This window comes from Catenovulum agarivorans YM01, assembly GCF_000281085.1.
Classification (GTDB): Bacteria; Pseudomonadota; Gammaproteobacteria; order Enterobacterales; family Alteromonadaceae; genus Catenovulum; species Catenovulum agarivorans.
In genome coordinates, this window is sequence record NZ_JH767530.1 from 1 (window position 1) to 18853 (window position 18853).

Consider the following 18853-nt stretch of genomic DNA (forward strand, 5'->3'; position numbering starts at 1 on the left):
ATCAGGCCTTGGTTGCCGCTTAGAAATGAGTCCAACTTTATGGGGTCACTTCATCGCTAGCGGGCTTTTTTATTGCTTCAATAAGCTTAGGTTCAAGTTAGTTAATCCCTAAATCAATAATCTGCAAATACAGTGGTAATGAGCTGCCTTCACCTTGTTCCATTAAATAATAGTAAGCCTTACCGTTTTTAATATGAATAGTACCGTGATCAAATTTTGTACCGCCTTTTTGCTGATACATAGGTACAAAATCATTAGTGCCGCCTTTGGCTTTTTCTACGTATGGATAACCGTTTTTCAAACCGATAATAAAAATATCATCGCCCGCTGTATAAATTGAATCGCCGCCAGTAAAGTCAGTTGAAATCTTAAACTCACTTGCGCCAGCTGGTTTGTAAGCGTGAATAGCAACTTCTTCATAATCAGCGCGTTTTCTGTCAGTCGAACGTGCTTTACTAATAATGTGAATATCTTCATTTTCTGTCACAGTCCAGTCAAAGCCACCAACAATATACACAGAGTTTGGCTCTTGGTGTGTCATGTAATCACCTGGCTCAAATACCTTGATTTCATCAGAATTCACCAAGGGCCAAGTCATAGGCTCACCTTTATGATTTTTCCACTCGCCCATGCCGTCTGGATGGTCTGAGTATGCGTAATACACACCGTTTTGATATTTGTATCTATCATTATTGTCGGCACTACGTTGTTGGAAGCTCACTCTAAGTTTACCGTTGAGGTATTTCATATAACCGTATAAGCCCCAGTTATATGGATGCCCGTGAGTTTTTTGATCTTTGTGATTAAACGGAGTAAAGCGAGTCCATTTTTGCTGCTCAGCATCATACTTATTGAAATAATAAGCACCGTTATTATTACCACCCCAACGCATGTAGTGGATCAAGGTGCCATCAGTAGTGGTATAAAACTTTGGATAAGTTAAAGCTGCAAAATTATCTTTATCAGCTAAATCACCAGTCATAGTTAGGTGTTTATAGTCGTCAGATCCTTGGCTTACTTCGCTGGTGTCTTTTACAAATTGCGCTAAAGTGAACTCTTCATCACTCACCTCAGCTGCACCTGGTACTGAATAAGAATAACGGAAAAAGTCGTTCACAAAACGGCCTTTAAAACGACCATTTTTATCGTCATCAACATAAGCATGCATGTCGTAGACCATATGAATAGTGCCATTCAACGGACTTACTGCTAAACCTATAGTATTGTGCGACTCCCCCACCAGAGGATCACCGCGGAATCCAGTATGTTGATGCGGAAACTGAATGGTTTTAACCTTGCCAGTTTTAGTATTTAAGCGCGATAACATCACATTACGATTGTCTTTCCCACCCTTATACCAAGTCATAAATACATAGTGCTTATATGGTTTTACCGCATCACCATGCGCTGATATATTCTTACCAAAAAAATAATCGTATTCAGGACCTTTTGATGGATTTTCAAAGGTTTTATGGTTCAACTTATTACCATCAAAATGTAGCGCACCATCAGTTATTTTTGTCTGGCTTTCTAAAACAACTAGACCAGTTTTGCTATTTTCGACAATTGCACTTGATGTCGTATTATTGGTTGCAGAGCAAGCAGTTAATACCGTTATTGCAATCAAACTCGTAAGAGAGGTCAAGCATGTTGCTTTGAGCTTGGATTGTTTAAATGTTTGCATTGAGTTTTATTTCCGGTTTGTATAGATAAGGGACAGTTTTTTGCTTACACAAGCTAAAATACGCATAAACAAGCAAATTAAATCATCCAGTAAATATAGCGGAAAATATTAATTATTCAACTAGGCCAGGTGTATCAAGCTGGTTATTGTTACAAGAATGCTACTTTATTAGGGTGAAGCGCCATGGATAGTCACAACAATAAACTTGCTACTATTTATGCAAGTTTAGGAGAATTAAATTATATCCAAACATCATAAATGTAGGTTGTGAACTTGTTAAATTATTGGTTGATGCTTGCTATCAGCGACTAAATAGCATTTAATTCTACCTACAACACAAAGTAATCAATCGTAGTCATTTAAGGTCGTAACGTGTTACCACATCAAGACAACAGTGATAATTCGGAGCTAAAATCAGTAAGAGACTCAATTCAACAGGCCAACATAGCACTATTCAATCAATTGTTTGCAGCAGATAAAAAACGACTTTATGCTTATATTTTTGCTTTTGTCTCTAACAAAACAATAGCAGATGATATATTCCAAGAAACCTGTTTAACTCTATGGCAAAAATTCGACACCTTTGAACCAGGCAGTAATTTCTCTAAATGGGCAAATACCATTGCCTACTATAAAATTCTTAAATTTCGCAAAAAAAACAGCCAATATCTGTTAGGACTAGACGATGATTTTATGCAGGAATTTAGTGAAAACATTAGAGTAATTGAAAGTAAATCACTTGAGCGTGAGCAAAAATGGCTGCATTTAGACAAATGCCGCACAGCCCTGTCATCCACTATGCAGCTCGTCTATCAAGGCTTTTATGTGGAGAATTTAACCGCACAAGCTATGGCTGACTCAACAGGTCGCTCTATCTATGCCATTCGCAAAGCAGTGGGTAAATTGCGTAAAAAGTTGATCGATTGTGTGGATAGCAAAACCAGTGAGCGTTAACCATGAGCCGAAGTGATCAATTTACAGAAGTTCGCTTGCTTGCTGATGATGTTTGCAGCAATAGCGCCACGCCGGAGCAAATAGCAGAGTTGCAAAAATTACTGCGGGGTAATTTAGCCGCGCAGGAATTCTATTATGACTACCTGAATATGCACTTCCAGATGTTAACATCGTTAGAACAAGAAATAGAATTTGTGTATCGCCGAGTAACCACTGCTGAAGAACTTGTTATCCGTGCCAAAGACAAAGAAGTGGATACTGCTAACACGCAAACAATTGATGAAATTGAACACACACCTCAACAAAACAAACCGCGCTTTAACTTAACAATAGTCGTAGTTGCGATACTGCTTTTATTGGCTTTATTTTGGCTATTGTTCAACCGTAATCCGTCGCCGATTGTTGCCAAAATACAGCAAGGGCAAGTTATATCAGAAAGCCATCAAGGTGAAATATTTGCAGGTACTTTATCTGCAGGTCTGTACAAAACACAAACCGACACGACATTAAAATTAATAGATGGTGACACCATACATGTTTCTCCACACAGTAGCATTAAGATATTTAACAATGAAGAAATTCGCGCTCGTTCCGGCAAATACCGGATAGAGTCCGCCCCTGGGCAAAATACCATAATTCACACCCACGACTTTATTGTTCAATCGAATGGTAGTGGTTTTACTGTTGATTTAACCGCCAAAGATCCCACTATTTTCAGTGGTGAAAAAACTGTATACATACCAGGCAACTGGCGACCAACTCATTATTGGAGCTTTAATGGTAATAGTGACCGCTTGGTTGACTCAGCAGGCCAAGCACATGGAATATCATCAACTAGCATAGACAAAACTAAAGGCGCTGTCGGCCAAGCCGTTAAATTTGATGGCAGTGACAATTCAATGATAGAAGTTGGCAGTGGTGGCGGTACAGTACCTGGCACAGGTACATTTGCAGTAACGCGTGGTGTAACGATTGAAGCTTTGCTCCAACCCGCCCAGTTAGATGATGTACAGCAAACTTATACTATATTTCATCAGCAGCAAAGCAAGGATCAAGTCCATATGTCGCTCGCTATGAGCAAAACCCACTTAAACTTTGGTTTAACCATTTTAGGAAAAGGTTATTTTGAATTACCTCTAGCACTTGATGGAAAAAATGGCCGACCCAGCATAGCAGAACTGACAAACGGGCAATTCTATCATGTTGCAGCCACATATAGTGTCGATTCAGGTTTACAAGCAATTTATATAAATGCTCAACAACTTGCCGCTTATAATCACCCTAAAGGCTCACAAGTTTTCAGCGGCGGTAAGGTTACAACAAGCATTGGCAAAGGATTTTCAGGAGCCATTGATGAGGTTGCTTTTTATGGGTTAGCTTTGCCTAAACTTACGCTTGAAATGCATTTGGATAATATCAAAAAAGGCGATAACTACTTTGGATTAGCAGCCACAACTGAAGAGTTACCAGTGATACTTAGGCTTCAATTACCACCACATGCAAAAATAAAGCTTGATGGTATCACAAGGCTACCGAGTGAATTAATCAAAACCCAGCCTTAGATATATGGCTGGGTTTTAGTCAAAGCCTTTAAATAAGTAATCAGGACTTAAGGGTTGTTACCTCGAACAACTTGGATGTTGTCAAATAAAGCCGAAGCTTCACCAGTTTTAACTTCACCGTTCGAGATGCTTGGCATAGAGCCTAAGAAACTGGTACGAATGATCTTCTGAATTTTTGCTTGAGGCGGTACGTTCGAGCTCGAGCCACCAAAGAATTTAAAGCCAGTTTTTTTAGCAACTTCAACACCGTCTACATATAAACGCGCTTCAGCATCATTTGCTGAGCCTGAGCTATTTACTTTTACGTAAATGGCTAAATCGTACCAACGGTTCTTTTGAAAAGTTATATGCTCAGCTTTAATGATTTCGCCACACTGACCATCTGGTTTGCCTTGTCTATAAATGTATAGTTGCGGGTGTTTGTCACGAATACCAATACGCGCACTCCAACCATAAGTGGTAATGTCTTTACAGCCAGTTACAGGCTCGGCAGGCCCGAGTCCAAAAAACTTACCACCCATGTTAGTATCATAATTGTCTTCAAATTTGATGCGATATTTGAAGGTTGCATCAATTGCATTTTCAGCTATGTCAATTTGCCCAACCATCATAGGATGAGAACCGACTCTGCCTGTGTCGAAGTTTTTATACAGTGGATATTTAATTTTGATATTTTTCGCACCCGTTCTGTATTGCACATTGGCATGTGTCCACTGCCCTGATCCAGAATTAAAACTTTCAGAATATAAGGTAGATGCTGCGTTTACATTAGTCGACAACATAAATACCGAAGTTAAAGATGTGATTAGTGCAAATTTTTTTAAGTTTTTCATGTGTTTTTACCATTTTAATAAGTTTGTGTTAGTGTTAAGTGTTGTGTGTTTTTAGATTGCACCTCCTATCTGAATAGCAATTTTCTTCTTTTCGTAACTATCTGATAATGCGTATAAATTATCGCTGTACTGCTTAAGCTGTAATTTTTGCTCTTGATTGAAATGAACAGCGTAACTTTCAACCCATTGTTGAATTGAGCGCAAACCTTGAAGTTCAGTTTGATTAAAGTCGTTTTGCATTAACGACAAAATCTCAGGGAATAACAAATCACGAACTTCAGCTGAAAATGACAGGGCATGAACGACTGCTGATTTAATGTTTGCATCGGATGCCGCTTGGTAGACGTCGAGCAATTGCGGATAGAAATCTAGCGGATTTAACTGACTGTATTGCTGATTAAATGCAAAAATTAGTTGCAGCTGTGCGCTTGGTGCTAAATCGACATAAAACAAATCTAAAATAAGTTGTGCATCAGCGGTTAATGCACTGAGCTCAATTGCTATTTCAATTGCACTTTCTTGATCAATTGCTCGATTTGAATCAGCAAGTTGATAAACAACATTTTTAAGCCTTGCTGCATCTAGTTGTTTTAATGCTTGAATTAAGTAACGACGAGTTGCATTGTTTTCTAGCCACATAACTTCATCCAGCATTGCATCAACAAGTTCTGGGCTAGCGGTAAAATCAACATCAACTGATGTTTGTTCATTATCACTTAACCAACGTCTTTCTTCATCGGTTAAGCCAGTTTTAAGCACTTGGTTAATAGCCCTTGGTGCTGCTATAACATCATACGCGGCAACCTGATTTTCAAACGAATCCAACTCATCACATACTTGAGTATTTATAGCCGTATTCGACTCTATGTTTTGTGCACTGTCGGCTGAAACAGATATAACCTCAGAGCGACCTAATACAGCCGCAATAACTAAACCGAGTAAGGTGCCAGCAAAGATAGATGTGAAATTAGCCGATTTATTCTGCATACTTGAATTGCTCATTAACCCAACAACTCCAATATGTCTAATGACTCAAGCCTAAGTTTTGCTGGGCTTGTAGAGTCGTTGGCAATGTCTTCTACTATCGACTTAATCTGTTGACGTTGCTGCTGGGTAAACATCATCTTGCTATCTGACAACCATTTTTTCACCACAGCAACCGCTTGTAATGTCAGTGAGGTATCTTCAGCTTGAACAAGCTGAGTTAAATCAGCTGCGAGTGACTCTTTTTCAACCATATTGGAATCAAGGTGTGCTAACAGAGATAATTTGTGTGCGGGATGAGGCATAGAGTGATATTGCTGCACTAAGCTTTGGCTAATTGGTGCGCGCAAGCTTGAGTCTTCAATAGATGCCAGCAAAGAAATAGCTGCAAGCTGATCTTCAGCTCTGCCTGCAGCTAACAATTGATTAATCACCCGAGCCAAGGTCAAATCAGGAATGTTCTTAAGTAGAGTTAACAAATATTCGCGTGTTAATGAGTCTGCTGGTAGCTGAGTGATCTTTGTCGCAACATCAGGGATTAAACTCGGGTTAACCACAAGATCTTGATAAAGCTCTGCAGTTGAAGCTTCAACAAAAACCTCAGCTTGTTGCTCAGATAAACCAAACTGTAAAACATCATTTAAAGTTGAGTTGGCCTGCGTCTCATTTGATAACCGAGTTTCAGCACCACTGAATGCTTGTACTTGAGTTATAAGCTTTGTCGCTTCATCAGAGTTGTTCGCATTCTGCTCTATCTCTATGTTGTTGGCTGAATTTGTATATTGGTTTGGACAGTCTAGCTGTTGTAAAAAATCTTGATTAGATAGTGGCTCGATGTGCGCTGCAGATAAAGCTGTACCTGAGCTAGATACGCTATAAGCGTAAGCCAAACCAAGTGTCAAACTAGCAGCTAGGCTCACTACGAACGGAATAGATTTAAACTGATTGTTAGCTAGTTTTTCTACTTTCATAATGACCTATAAGCAAAACCTAGTTTTGTACATTTGTTGTGTGAAATCAGGCGCGTTATTACTTGCCTATTAGGATTAGCGAGCAAATGTGAAAACTACTACCCAATAAATTAAATATTTGTTCAAATAAAATCAACAACACTTCCAGAACAACATAAGCAATTGATTTATAATAATAAAAAAGAATAAAAATTTGGTAAAAAGCTCGATATAGATCTTTTTAGGGGTATTAGTTTTTTATTAAACCCGCTATTGCTATATAAATTTATCCACAACAAAGGCATAGATAACATGGCAATAAAAATAAGCGGTTGTGCCGCCCTGCTCTTAATAACAGCCACCACAGTAAACGCAGCCGTCACGCTAGAATCAGACTATAAAATTGCAGACAACGCACTGCACTTTGATGGTAAAAGAGATAGTAACTCAGACATAAAAGATTATACCGACCAACAATTTATCAGCGACAGCCAATACCATTACCATTTTGGCCCAAGCATTTCAGCTCATGGCGACTCAGTAAAAACATACAAACATTATGTATTTATGACCTGGTATCGCGGTGGTAAGGACGATCGCCATGTAATGCTCTCTCGTTTAAACACTAAAACCAATACCATCAAAACCATTGAGTTTCCGCATCGACATACAGGCTATTTAGGCGATTGGTGGATAGGCGAATCACATAACACCATAGGTTTAGCTGTCAGCCCAGTTAACGGCACCATTCATATGGTTTACGACATGCACGGCTATGACGACACCACGGCCAGAAAAGCATTTAAAGACGATTATTTCAGATACAGCTATAGCCTTGCTGGCACAGCAGAAGTCAGTGATGATGAATTTACTTTAGACAAATTTGTTAAAGACACCAGCAGCATCAACCAAGGTACAGACGACTATAAACACCTTACAATGACGGGCAATTTAGCCGATAAAGACAATTTTAAAAACTTAACTTACCCAAAGTTTTTTACCAATACAGATGGCCAAATACTACTGTATATGCGTAAAGGCAGCAGTAACAACGGCGCATACGTATTTAATAGTTATGATGCGGCTAATCAAAAATGGTCCACTTTCACCAACTTTAATTACAACAACCAAATAGACAAAGGCAATGCATACAATTGGGGCTTATATGGCAACATGAAATACGTGAATGGCAAACTAAGTGTAGGATTTCAGCAACGCACGAATATCCAAGACGATAGATACATTTATCAAAATGGTATTTATTACGCATATTCAGATGCACCTGACGGCGTTGGTCAATGGTACAACCACAAGGGTGATGCCATGACCTGGCCCTTGGTTAATTCAGACGAAATTAAAATTTTTGAGCCAGGTGATTTAGTCACAACACAAAAAACCGACCAAGTTTATATTGTTGGTAACTTTGATTGGACTGTAACGGCCAAAGGTGATGTGCACTTCGTGCATAGAGTAAGAGATACAGAAAACAAAAAAGATATATACGCTCACACATACAAACCCACTGGCGCTAGCGATTTTATAACCTCAACCGATTTTAACGGCGCTGAAGAAATTTATACCGCAGGAGACGATGTTTACATTATAGGTTTAGACGGCGGCAATCCTTATGTTGAAGTAACCCAAGGCGGCACCAACAAGTTTACTCGTGTTTATCAAGCTGCAAACGGCGATTTTGATCATGGCGTAGTACACGTAGAACAAGGTAAAGTTTATTACTATTTAATGAAAAATGGCTCTGGTTCAGCTAGACCGATTCATTTACAAATAATTGATCTAGGCATAGAAAAAGCCAGTGTAAGCTTTGAATCTAACAATATTAACTTGCTTTCTGGTTACAAAAATTTAGAGATTACAGCAAAGCCTGTTGTTGATAATAGCGACCTAACTATAAAACACCTGACCTTGTACCTTGATGATGAGTTAGTTTCTACTATACATAATCCACCTTACCAATGGACAGCCACTGAAGCTAAGCTGCAAAACTTGGTTGCAGGTAGCTACCAATTAAAAGCCGTTGTGACAGACAGTAATGATGCAACAAATCAAGCACTAGCCGAGTTAAAAGTGATAGACCCAACACCAAGTATTAGCTTTAGCGCTTCAGCACCAACATTAACTGAAGGTTACAAAAATCTTAGTTTAACCCTAAACGCCGCAAGCCCTGTTGCAGAGCGAACCATTGCCAAAGTGACCTTATTTGTAAATGCCCAAGAGGTTTCAGCTAAAACCACAGCGCCTTATGTTTGGTCTGAAGCTGATACCCCACTTAAAGCGCTTGCAGTTGGCACGCACACCCTAAAAGCAGTGGTAACAGATAGCGCAGGTTTAACAAACGAAACCAACATTACGCTGACAGTCAAACAGCAAGCAAACAATCAACCCGATGCGAATACAGGCAACAGTGAATCTTCGAGTGGAGGCCCTACAAATCCCATGATTGTGTTCGCTTTAATTCTATTGGCTGTACGCAGAAGCTTTCGGATTTAACCGGCTATATCAGGCTAATTGACCAAGGGGGAATATCGAATATTCCCTCGCTTATTCACTAACATTAGGACAATGATTTTCTTCATGAACAAGCTAAAAAAAGTAAAAGTGGTTATCACCTGTATGCTTATTGCACTGAGTATTGTCACGACAGGTTGCACCAGCACACCAACTAGTTCTCACGCAGCTAAAAGCAATTTAGCTGTCGTACCAGATTATATTTATTACAACCAACAGCATATTCAAACCATTCAACAACAGGTTACAGCAGGTAATGAAATCTATATCACAGCTGTGAATACTGTTGAAAAAGCCGCAGAAAAGGACCTAACACAACCCATTGAATCAGTGCTCGACAAACCTCAAGCTGGGCCTAGTGGAAATAAAAATGACTACCTCAGTTTAGCTCCGTATTTTTGGCCAAACCCAGATACAGCGGATGGTTTACCTTGGGTTAATAAAGACGGTCAAGTAAACCCAATGACACGCGGCAAACATACAGACCAAGCGCGCTCGTCTAAGTTTCTTAAAGCATTAAAAACCTTAACGCTAGCTTACACCTACACCAACAACCCTGCATATTTAAAGCGTATGCAAACTTATGTTGATACTTGGATGGTTAACCCTAAAACACGTATGAATCCACACTTAAACTATGCGCAAGGCTGGCCTGGCACAAACAATGGTACGCCATTTGGTGTAATTGAATGGACCAGCATCAGTAATCTTGTTACGGCCATGCAACTACTACAAGCTACCAACACAGTTGACAGCCGTTATATTACTAAGGTCAATACTTGGTTAAATGACTATTTAACCTGGTTGTTAACCAGTGAATTAGGCAACCTAGAAAGAACACGTAAAAATAATCACGGTTCGTGGTACGACTATCAAGTTGTTGGTTTAATGATGTATTTAAACAAACAAGCGCAAGCTAAAAGTTATTTAACAGAAACTAAACAGCGTATTGAAGAGCAATTTAAACCAGACGGCTCTCAACCACATGAGCTCAAACGCACCAAGTCAGTAAACTACACATCAATGAATTTACAAGCATTGGTACAGGTAGCATTTTTAGCGGAAAAATTAGATGTGAATTTGTGGCATTTTGAAGGCAGCCAAGGACAAAGTTTGCCAAAAGCAATTGGCTATTTTTACCCGTATTTACGTGGTGAAAAAACCTGGCAATACAAACAAATTTGGAAAACAATTGAGCAAGCATATCAGTTAAAAACCTACCCTATGCTGCACATAACACGCGCTCATTTTGGTAAAAATGCCGTTCCTGATGATATTTACCAGAAGGTTAAGCCAACTTTATCAGCTGAAGAGTTATTGCTGTATCACACTATGTGATTGCTAATATTAAAAGACTGAGTCATTTTTCAATTAAATTCACCGTTAACGGTGAATTTAATTGGTGAATAAACAGCTAGTGAACTAACGGAGGTATAACTAATCTGCTGCTAAACTGGAAATGCGAATATCTTTATAGATAGCGCTACGGGTAAACATATGGCGTAAGCCAATTCGCCCTTCGTTAAGATAAGGGTGACTGCTGGTATCCCAGTAATATACTTGGCTTTGCTCGCTATTTTGTACCTTCATCCACAAATTGTGGCCATTTTTAATCACAGTGATTTGATGCGGCACACCCGTTGCAAAAAAGCCTGTATTCATATTATCGCCTTCAAGCGCAGTCCCTTTTAAACCTTTGTTGGCAAGCGGCATATAGCGGCGAGCACGAACATAATCTTGCTCAGGATCGTTATTCTCAACACCATATGCAGCATAACTGATATGATAAGTATTCATATTGTCAAAGTAGTGGCGCATGTAAGGCTGTTGACGATAATCAGCCCAAGCCATAATATCTTTGTCAAACTCGGGCGTGCCTTCGCCACTTGCTAACATATATATTATGGTTACGTAACGAATAGCTGCATCTGTACGGGTATATTCAAATTCAAGTTTAATGTCACCAGAAAAGACTTGTTTGCTCCAAACCACTAAATGGTGCGCGTGATTTTTTGCTTCAGGGCCACCGCTCACATGCATGCCTTGAGGCGTATTTTCAACAGTGCCAACTAGCCCATCAATCGACCAATGTTGCTGCCAGTTTTTAGTGCCGCTATCGAACATAAGTTGTTGCCAAGACTCGTTGTTAATTTGCTCAAACTGGCTTTGTTTGCTTGGCTCAATGTCTGCGAATATCTCAGCTTCATCTTCAGAAGCTTGAGGTTGCCCAGTTGTTACATCGGAGCAACTTATTGGTAGCATAACTAAGCTTGCTTTTAGTAGCGTTACCAACGCGCTAGATAATATTTTCATTAAAAAGTCTCTTGTTATTTATCACTGCTAATCTTTGTTATCCAGAGTTTAGGTTTACTATAAATTTAGCTGCTTTTGCACTTTTACACAAAGCAGCTAAATTATTAATTAGTTTATTATTTGTTTATTTTATAAAGCGCTTTTGTTTTCTCATCTGCATGATGGGCTTGGCTCTTTGCCCTTAACACTGGGCCATTAGTACCCACTAAGTACATTTTTCTTAAATGTGAATCATCAATTTTCTCTGAAACTAACATTAAAGCATCTGGATGGGCGTTACGAATAATCGAAGATACTTGAACACCAAAGGTTTTATTTTCAAGTACCACATCACCTTTCTTGAAGGTTTTACCGCCATCATCGCTGTGCCTCCACGAAATCATGTGGCTTTGGTCTGTAGCTCTACTGGCGAGCAAAACACTGGTTTGTAACGGCGAAAGTACCACATGGTCGCCATCAGAAATAGGCAGTTGGCCATCTTTACTCACCAACCAATTGTTGCCATCCCATCGGTAATAGTGTGACTTTTTAGGGCCGCCCTGGTGGCGATTTTTATGATGACCTCGGTCGAAACGAATATGTGGGTAACCCTTGTCGTCTAAATGCACAGTGCTAATACCTGTCCAATCGTCCGTCCCCTCGGTTTTTAGCACCAAAGTTTTTTCATTAGCAATTTCACGGGTAATAGGTGTAGCAACAGGCTCACCTTGAACATTCGTCCATTGGCCAGTTTTAGTATCCATTTGCATGTAATAACCATTGGTACGTTCACCCAAGTGTTTACCATTTGCATGGTTGTTACCGCAGCGGTGATAGATATAAGCCAATGCAATAGTATCGTTAGCTTGTTCAGAAAAATAACCATACCAAGAGTCTACACCTAAACCGTCATCGCGTTTTTTCGGCATCATCACTGACACTCTCTCACCAAAAGTACGGCCATGATCAGTCGATTTTTGATATACCCAGTGACTCTGATGTGCGCCATGGCGATAAAACAAGTAGAGATCACCATTACTGGTTTTTACCCATTGGTTGTATGTACCAAATGGCGAAACATTGTCGAGCTCTTCCCATTCTGTGATGTCATATGGGCGTTTCGAAACAACATGCTTTAATTTGCCATAGTTGTAGTTACCCATATCATTTTCACCCATTTCAGGCGTACCACCATGACCACCAAAAGCAACATGTATGTATCCAAGATCATCAATGATCATCGCAGGTTTACCGTGATTATCAATTTTTCGTGTTGGATCTTTGCCCATGGCACTGGTGCCTGCTTTAAATGGGCCTAACCACTCTTTAGTTTTGTGGTTAAAAGCGGCGACATAAGCATCTTCAAGCGGGCCTTGATAGGTTACATAAGTAATACCATTGGCGTGTTCACCAGCTGGATGCTGCAAAGTAGATACAGGGTTACTTAATCCTGTATCGGTAAAATAATCTACGCTGTTAGTAGCAACAGTCTTGGACGATTGCTCGGTGTTTTCATGAGTTGCTTGCGTGTTTTGGCAGGCTGTTAAAACTAAAGCGCTGGCAACCAGCCAGCCTTTAACTAATTTGTGAGTGCTAAGCATATTAAACCTTAACTTATTATTGTTGAGAAAATATTTCTATATCAATAAAAGCTCACAACTCTATAAATTGCTACCCTATGAATAGATAGAATTGAAGGATCAGATGCAGGCGGCTATGCTATAACCAGCCCTCGATTCAATGGAAAATGCTAGTTAGGCGCAAATGATAATTCGAACCTGTTTGTTAAGTTTATTGTTATGGTTGGCTCATTCAACGGTTAGTTGGGCTAAGCCTGTGCATGTTTTATATGTGCCCGCAGGACAAACTGGTTATTGGCACGACACCACAGTGCCCATGCCAACAGTCGCGCAGCGGTTAGGCATAAAACTAACCATTTTTCCATCACACCCAAGGCTTAGAAGCTATGCAGACAGCTTAAACAAAGCACTGAGTGCCAACCCTAAACCAGACTGGGTTATTTGGGCGCAACGCAGAGTCAGTAACGTTCCAACCCTAGAAACCCTAAAAAAGCACGCAATAAAGTCAATTGATATTACCTCAGGTACTAGCAGCAAAGAGCAAGCGACTATTGGTTTCCCACAACAAAACTACCCTAATTGGAAAGCGCAAATTCTGTCTGATGAATTTTTAGCGGGTAAAAAGATAGCAATAGAGCTTATCGAACGAAAAAGGCAAATAAATAGCAAAAATGCGTTAACTTTAGCTGCAATAGCCGGCACGCGGATGACATACGCCGCACAACAAACAATTGCAGGCTTAAATGATGCTTTCACCTACAAACCAAACAATGCAAGGTTATTGCAAACCGTTTTTACAACTTGGCATCGTGACCTGTCCAAACAAACTGCACAAAAATTGTTAAGTAGGCATAATCAAATAGATTTATTTTGGGCTGCAAACCCTAACATAGCGCTTGGTATAATTGACCATCTAAATACACAAAATTGGCAGACTCACTCAAAACCTCTAGTCGCAAATTTTGGCCTAAACCCACAATCTCGTCAGGCGATTATTCAAGACGAACTAGCATTTAGCATGGTGGGCAATCACCTCAATGGCGTATGGGCATTAATACTTATCCATGACATTGAACATGGTGTCACCTTTAACAACACACCTGCACAAACAATACTCAAAGCTCCATACTTTCTGGCGGACAAAAATAATCTAAAATTTGTTGATGCCATGATGTCTGCTGATTTTTGGCAAAAAGCAAAAATTAAACAATACTCAAAGTACTACAACCCTAACATTAAAAACTACAACTTCGATGTTTCATTGTTACAAACATCAACATCTCAATAATCCAGTCGCGCTGGTTATCTAGGCAGATGAGCGAAAATATTTCAAGCAAACAAAATTTAACTTTCTAGCACAATTTAGGGGTAGTAATTGTGTCACGAACTCGCTCTTGACTGTAGTTATTGTTTTTCAGCACCAATTTTGAGAAGTGAAAGTATTATGAAAAAACAAAATTTAGTTACCATGCTTGTTTCTAGCGTTCTGATTACAGGTTGTTCACAGCAACAACAAACGGAAATACAGCCAACACAACCATCGTCAGTTAACACATTTACACTTGAGCAAGCTCGAGAAAATTTAACCTTTTCTAAAGATCAATATTTAAAAATGATCGACCACGTCGAAAACAAACGACACCAATATAACCGCCCAGAATGTGAACAAGATCCAAGCATGATTTGCATTCCAAGATCGCAAGAGCACGGCGGAATATTTATGGAAAAATACGCAAAATGGACCAATGGTTTTTTCCCAGGTTTGATGTGGAAACTATTAGCCAATAAACAAGAGATAAAATGGAATGAAGGCGAAGAGCAAAAGCTTTATGAAAGTGCCAAGTATTTTCAACAAGCTTTAGAAGCCGACGCAACATTAGCCTCAACCCATGATTTAGGTTTTATGCTATATGATTCATACGGTGAAGCTTTACACTATGAAGGATTAGACTCTGCAACCCGCCAACAATACATTCAATTACTTGATACCGGCCGTGCGACTTTAGCCACACGCTTCAGTGATGAAAAAGGCGCTATCAAGTCATGGGATTTCGCGCCACATATGAAGCTCACAACCATAGAAAATGGTAAGCAAAAAGTAGACCTATACTCTTTGTCTGATCCATGGACATTCCCAGTCATCATAGACAACATGATGAATTTGGAATATCTATTCGACAGTGATGTAGCAAGGTATCACCATATTGCCTTTAGCCATGCAGAACAAACAATGGCCAACCACTATTTTTACGATGAAAATGACACAGCAAAACAATATCCTTTGTCATATCACGTATTTGACTATGGCGAAAACAAACCTGGCAACTGGCAAGGTTTAGGCAATGTCTCAGCTTGGGCACGAGGGCAAGGTTGGTCGCTTTATGGGTATTTAACCGTTGTTGAAGCTATGGCCCGTTCAAAAACAGACTTAAGCAAATACCCTGATTTTGAAGCACACCTGCATCGTTTGCTTGCTAGTGTAGAACATTTATTGGCTGACGAATATGTACCTTACTGGGATTTTTGGGCGGCACGCGACAACGCGTATGAATACGCCGAAAACAAATCACCAGAAACGGCAGTTTACTCGGGTATATTAGAATTATGTGCTAAGCGTTTGGAAGATCACATCACGCCATATAAAGGTTACCGCCCACAAGTGTTGCAAGCGTCAATGTTGTCTGAAGAATCACTTAAGCGCCTAGCGGGTAAGAAAAACTGGTACGGCGAAGACGTCATTCAAGGTGACAAATTAATTCCTTGTGGCTCAAAACCATATCCAGCTAGCCATCAAAAAATTCCAAGAGATACCTCGGCATCTGCACTATTTGCTTCAGCATTCTATCGTTTTGCAACTATCACTAAAGACACGGAATTACGCCAAAGATATGCAAAATTAGCAGATAACATCATGTTGGAGTTAACTAAAAACTACCGTGTTGATCGCAACAATACTCGTGAAACCAGTTTAGATTTTGGTTTTGTATTGGCCGAAGCAACCGGCAATATGGGTAGTGCTGGCGAAATAGACACTCCAATTGTTTATGGTGATTTCTATTTTGTAGAAGCAAACATTCGTAAAATTGCTTACGAGTTAAGCCATTAATTTTTATCAAATAGCGCTACCCACGTAGCGCTATGTGCGCCCCTCCTTCCCCTCCCCGCCAACAAAACGCGTCAAAACCGACACAAAAAAAATCACAAACCAACATCAAAATAACAATTTAAATCTTTTTTATTCAAACTTTCTCAAATCAAGGGGTAGCAAATTTACGTTTTCTTTACTCTTGTTAATGAAGTTATTGCTTCACTGTGTATTTAAACCGCCAGCTCGACTGATTTGAGCTAGCAGTGGCGAAGTTCAAAAGCTTGTAAAACACAAATATCTAACTTGGGGAAACAACCAACAATGAGAAAGAACATAACACATCAAAAACAGCAGCGCGTTGGGCGTTCGCTATTAATTGGTGGCTCAGCCAGCGTGCTTATGTCGCTATTTACACCAACGGTATTAGCCGCCGAAGTAACAGCCGTATTAAATGCCAACCAAGCAGAAAATGAAGATGTTGAAACGATCGAAGTAACTGGCGTTCGTAGCTCGCTTGAGTCAGCACTAAGAGAAAAGCGTGAAGCTTTATCTATTGTCGACGCCATTTCAGCGACAGATATGGATGCTCTACCTGCACTTGATTTAGGTGAAGCCATGCAATCCATTCCAGGTGTGCAGCTTAATACCGATGACCAAGGCCGTAACTCAGACATTACCCTGCGTGGTCTACCTGGTGGTTTCGCAAAAACCATGGCCGAAGGCCAATCTTTTGCTATACCGAGTTTATCTCGCGGTGCTGTGGGTGAATCGAATCCATTTGGTGCCTTTGAAGCCGGTGTATTTGACGGTGTAACCGTAATCAAAGCGCCGACCGCAGATTTACAAGAAGGCGGTATGGCGGGTGTAGTAAACAAAAAACTACAACGTGCACTTGGTTCTAAAGATGGTAAATACTCAGTAGGCTTAGGTGGCCGCTGGGAAGAACTCACTAATGATTGGAATAAAACGTTTCGACTCTCAGCGTCCAAACATATTATTAAAAACAAGCTAGCAGTTGCATTTAAAGTAGCAGGCTCAGAGCAAAACTTCCGCAGTGACACCGCTAACTTCACTGAATACGTACCTTTAAATTCAGTTGAAAATAACCTAACTGTCGACAGTAATTTTATCAGTCGTGATGATTTAAACGCCTATAAAGCCGAGCATGGCATTAACGAACCACTGTCAGTTATCAAAGCTATTGGTAAAGCGCATCAGGTCAGTGTACATAACCGTGGTGATCGTATCTCAGCTACCGCCAACATTGAGTGGAAACCAACTGACTCATTAAAACTAGGTGCCAACTTCCTCTATACTCTTAAGAATATGGACGAGAGTAATATGGAAGATGCACAATTTCAGGTAGATACCAGTGGTAACAACGACACCCAAAGAATCAAGCCTTTAAGTGCACCGATTCGTTTAGATAGTGTTGACAACCCTGATTATCAACCTGGGATAGATGACCCAGCTCTAGCAACCATCCCAGTATATGGTGTTACCCATACAGAGCTGACGAATGTTAACTACAGACCAGTAAATCGCTTAACCTCATCACAACAAGAAGCTAAAGGTATTTTCATCTACGCTAACTATGCAGCTGATGATTGGGTAATTGATGCCACAGCAACTAGATCAAGCTCGGTGAGCGAGAATGTTCAAAACGGTTTTGACTTTCGTTTAACCAATAATAGTCACCGCACATACAAAGACTTAGATGACAATAAATCTTACAATTATGCGCCTACGGGTCTTAATGCCGAGGTTAAAACGGGTGAAGGTAATTTAAGTAATGCGTTTGCAACCATTGATGGACTGCAGAACTATAACTTCTCAGATGTGAATGGTGTATTCCAACAAACAGATCCTGTTACAGGAGAGCTGATTTACGATTTAGGTGACAAGTCTTGGCAGCGTTTTGCCAATGGCTGGCAAACAACTCGGGTTAACTTCAATGGTAGTAAACTAGATCAAAAAGTTAACCCAGCCAACTTCGAAGATTACCCAACAGACTTTTTCCATAACAAGGCTGTTGCTGCGCTGCAAAATTCTAACAAACCTTTAACTGAAGAGAATCTTGCCGCAGAGATTATTAATCAAAAAAATAAAGTTGGCGGTAAATCAGTAGACTTTTATACCTTCGGTCGGGTGCAGCGCCCAACACGTGAAATGAAATCGGCTGAAATTAACTTTGAACGTTATACCGACATAGGTGGAGATGCCTTTAGATTAACCAGTGTTAAATTTGGTAGCCGCCACTCACGTGAAACGCTTGAAGCTTATGACCGAACCATAGGTGCCGGTGGTATCAACATGGGTCTAGTTCAGAGTACCGACTTCTTCCAAGATGGTTTAACCTCTGACAGCCAAAATGAATATTTTAATGGTGACTATCCAAGC

The 18853-nt window shown here is 40.0% G+C and carries 13 protein-coding genes; 7 read left to right on the forward strand and 6 right to left on the reverse strand.

Features of this window, described 5'->3' with window-relative positions:
* Positions 1 to 97: 97 nt before the first annotated feature.
* The gene (locus WSC_RS0113415) at positions 98 to 1684 is read right to left on the reverse strand and encodes a BNR-4 repeat-containing protein (protein ID WP_082196177.1); all 1587 of its coding nucleotides are present in this window, start codon (positions 1682 to 1684) and stop codon (positions 98 to 100) included.
* Positions 1685 to 2056: 372 nt separating this feature from the next.
* On the opposite strand from WSC_RS0113415, the gene WSC_RS0113420 reads away from it, so the two are divergent.
* Together WSC_RS0113420 and WSC_RS0113425 are read left to right on the forward strand one after the other, a co-directional pair.
* A complete protein-coding gene (locus WSC_RS0113420) occupies positions 2057 to 2638 on the forward strand; it encodes a sigma-70 family RNA polymerase sigma factor (protein WP_016956452.1) in 582 nt (193 codons plus the stop codon).
* Between the two features lie 2 nt (positions 2639 to 2640).
* Positions 2641 to 4200, forward strand: a complete 1560-nt coding sequence (locus tag WSC_RS0113425) for a LamG-like jellyroll fold domain-containing protein (protein ID WP_016956453.1) — start codon at positions 2641 to 2643, stop codon at positions 4198 to 4200.
* Positions 4201 to 4247: 47 nt separating this feature from the next.
* Here the strand turns inward: WSC_RS0113425 and WSC_RS0113430 are convergent, their stop codons facing one another.
* From WSC_RS0113430 to WSC_RS0113440, 3 genes are read right to left on the reverse strand one after another with little or no spacing between them, the layout of a single operon-like run.
* Complete coding sequence (locus WSC_RS0113430) at positions 4248 to 5033, reverse strand: polysaccharide lyase (protein ID WP_016956454.1); 786 nt, start codon at positions 5031 to 5033, stop codon at positions 4248 to 4250.
* Between the two features lie 51 nt (positions 5034 to 5084).
* The gene (locus WSC_RS0113435) at positions 5085 to 6035 is read right to left on the reverse strand and encodes a hypothetical protein (RefSeq protein ID WP_016956455.1); all 951 of its coding nucleotides are present in this window, start codon (positions 6033 to 6035) and stop codon (positions 5085 to 5087) included.
* Positions 6035 to 6988 (reverse strand): hypothetical protein, encoded by a 954-nt coding sequence (locus tag WSC_RS0113440; RefSeq protein ID WP_016956456.1) that lies wholly within the window; start codon positions 6986 to 6988, stop codon positions 6035 to 6037. The genes WSC_RS0113435 and WSC_RS0113440 overlap by 1 nt, the downstream gene beginning before the upstream one ends.
* 291 nt (positions 6989 to 7279) lie before the next feature.
* Between WSC_RS0113440 and WSC_RS22795 the strand changes: the two genes are divergently transcribed.
* Together WSC_RS22795 and WSC_RS22800 are read left to right on the forward strand one after the other, a co-directional pair.
* A complete protein-coding gene (locus tag WSC_RS22795) occupies positions 7280 to 9475 on the forward strand; it encodes a BNR-4 repeat-containing protein (protein WP_016956457.1) in 2196 nt (731 codons plus the stop codon).
* Between the two features lie 84 nt (positions 9476 to 9559).
* Complete coding sequence (locus WSC_RS22800) at positions 9560 to 10831, forward strand: alginate lyase family protein (RefSeq protein WP_016956458.1); 1272 nt, start codon at positions 9560 to 9562, stop codon at positions 10829 to 10831.
* Positions 10832 to 10930: 99 nt separating this feature from the next.
* Here WSC_RS22800 and WSC_RS0113455 read toward each other — a convergent pair whose 3' ends face one another.
* Positions 10931 to 11806: a DUF1961 family protein gene (locus WSC_RS0113455; protein ID WP_016956459.1), complete on the reverse strand. Its 876-nt coding sequence runs from the start codon at positions 11804 to 11806 to the stop codon at positions 10931 to 10933.
* A 116-nt stretch (positions 11807 to 11922) separates the two neighbouring features.
* Entirely contained in the window at positions 11923 to 13386 is a 1464-nt protein-coding gene (locus tag WSC_RS0113460) for a BNR-4 repeat-containing protein (protein ID WP_016956460.1), read from the reverse strand.
* A gap of 163 nt (positions 13387 to 13549) precedes the next feature.
* On the opposite strand from WSC_RS0113460, the gene WSC_RS0113465 reads away from it, so the two are divergent.
* From WSC_RS0113465 to WSC_RS25315, 3 genes are all read left to right on the forward strand, one after another.
* Positions 13550 to 14653, forward strand: coding sequence for a substrate-binding domain-containing protein (locus WSC_RS0113465; protein WP_016956461.1), 1104 nt, complete (start codon positions 13550 to 13552; stop codon positions 14651 to 14653).
* A gap of 156 nt (positions 14654 to 14809) precedes the next feature.
* Positions 14810 to 16471 (forward strand): hypothetical protein, encoded by a 1662-nt coding sequence (locus WSC_RS0113470; RefSeq protein ID WP_016956462.1) that lies wholly within the window; start codon positions 14810 to 14812, stop codon positions 16469 to 16471.
* 303 nt (positions 16472 to 16774) lie between these two features.
* Positions 16775 to 18853: TonB-dependent receptor plug domain-containing protein (locus WSC_RS25315; RefSeq protein WP_040394564.1), on the forward strand; the 2079-nt coding region annotated here is incomplete at its 3' end.

Excerpts from the sequence above, each read along its gene's own strand:
- WSC_RS0113435 (WP_016956455.1), bottom strand. The coding sequence starts at position 6,035 with ATGAGCAATTCAAGTATGCAGAATAAATCGGCTAATTTCACATCTATC.
- WSC_RS0113455 (WP_016956459.1), bottom strand. The coding sequence starts at position 11,806 with ATGAAAATATTATCTAGCGCGTTGGTAACGCTACTAAAAGCAAGCTTA.
- WSC_RS0113470 (WP_016956462.1), top strand. The coding sequence starts at position 14,810 with ATGAAAAAACAAAATTTAGTTACCATGCTTGTTTCTAGCGTTCTGATT.
- WSC_RS22800 (WP_016956458.1), top strand. The coding sequence starts at position 9,560 with ATGAACAAGCTAAAAAAAGTAAAAGTGGTTATCACCTGTATGCTTATT.
- WSC_RS0113460 (WP_016956460.1), bottom strand. The coding sequence starts at position 13,386 with ATGCTTAGCACTCACAAATTAGTTAAAGGCTGGCTGGTTGCCAGCGCT.
- WSC_RS0113415 (WP_082196177.1), bottom strand. The coding sequence starts at position 1,684 with ATGCAAACATTTAAACAATCCAAGCTCAAAGCAACATGCTTGACCTCT.
- WSC_RS0113440 (WP_016956456.1), bottom strand. The coding sequence starts at position 6,988 with ATGAAAGTAGAAAAACTAGCTAACAATCAGTTTAAATCTATTCCGTTC.
- WSC_RS0113465 (WP_016956461.1), top strand. The coding sequence starts at position 13,550 with ATGATAATTCGAACCTGTTTGTTAAGTTTATTGTTATGGTTGGCTCAT.
- WSC_RS0113425 (WP_016956453.1), top strand. The coding sequence starts at position 2,641 with ATGAGCCGAAGTGATCAATTTACAGAAGTTCGCTTGCTTGCTGATGAT.
- WSC_RS0113430 (WP_016956454.1), bottom strand. The coding sequence starts at position 5,033 with ATGAAAAACTTAAAAAAATTTGCACTAATCACATCTTTAACTTCGGTA.
- WSC_RS22795 (WP_016956457.1), top strand. The coding sequence starts at position 7,280 with ATGGCAATAAAAATAAGCGGTTGTGCCGCCCTGCTCTTAATAACAGCC.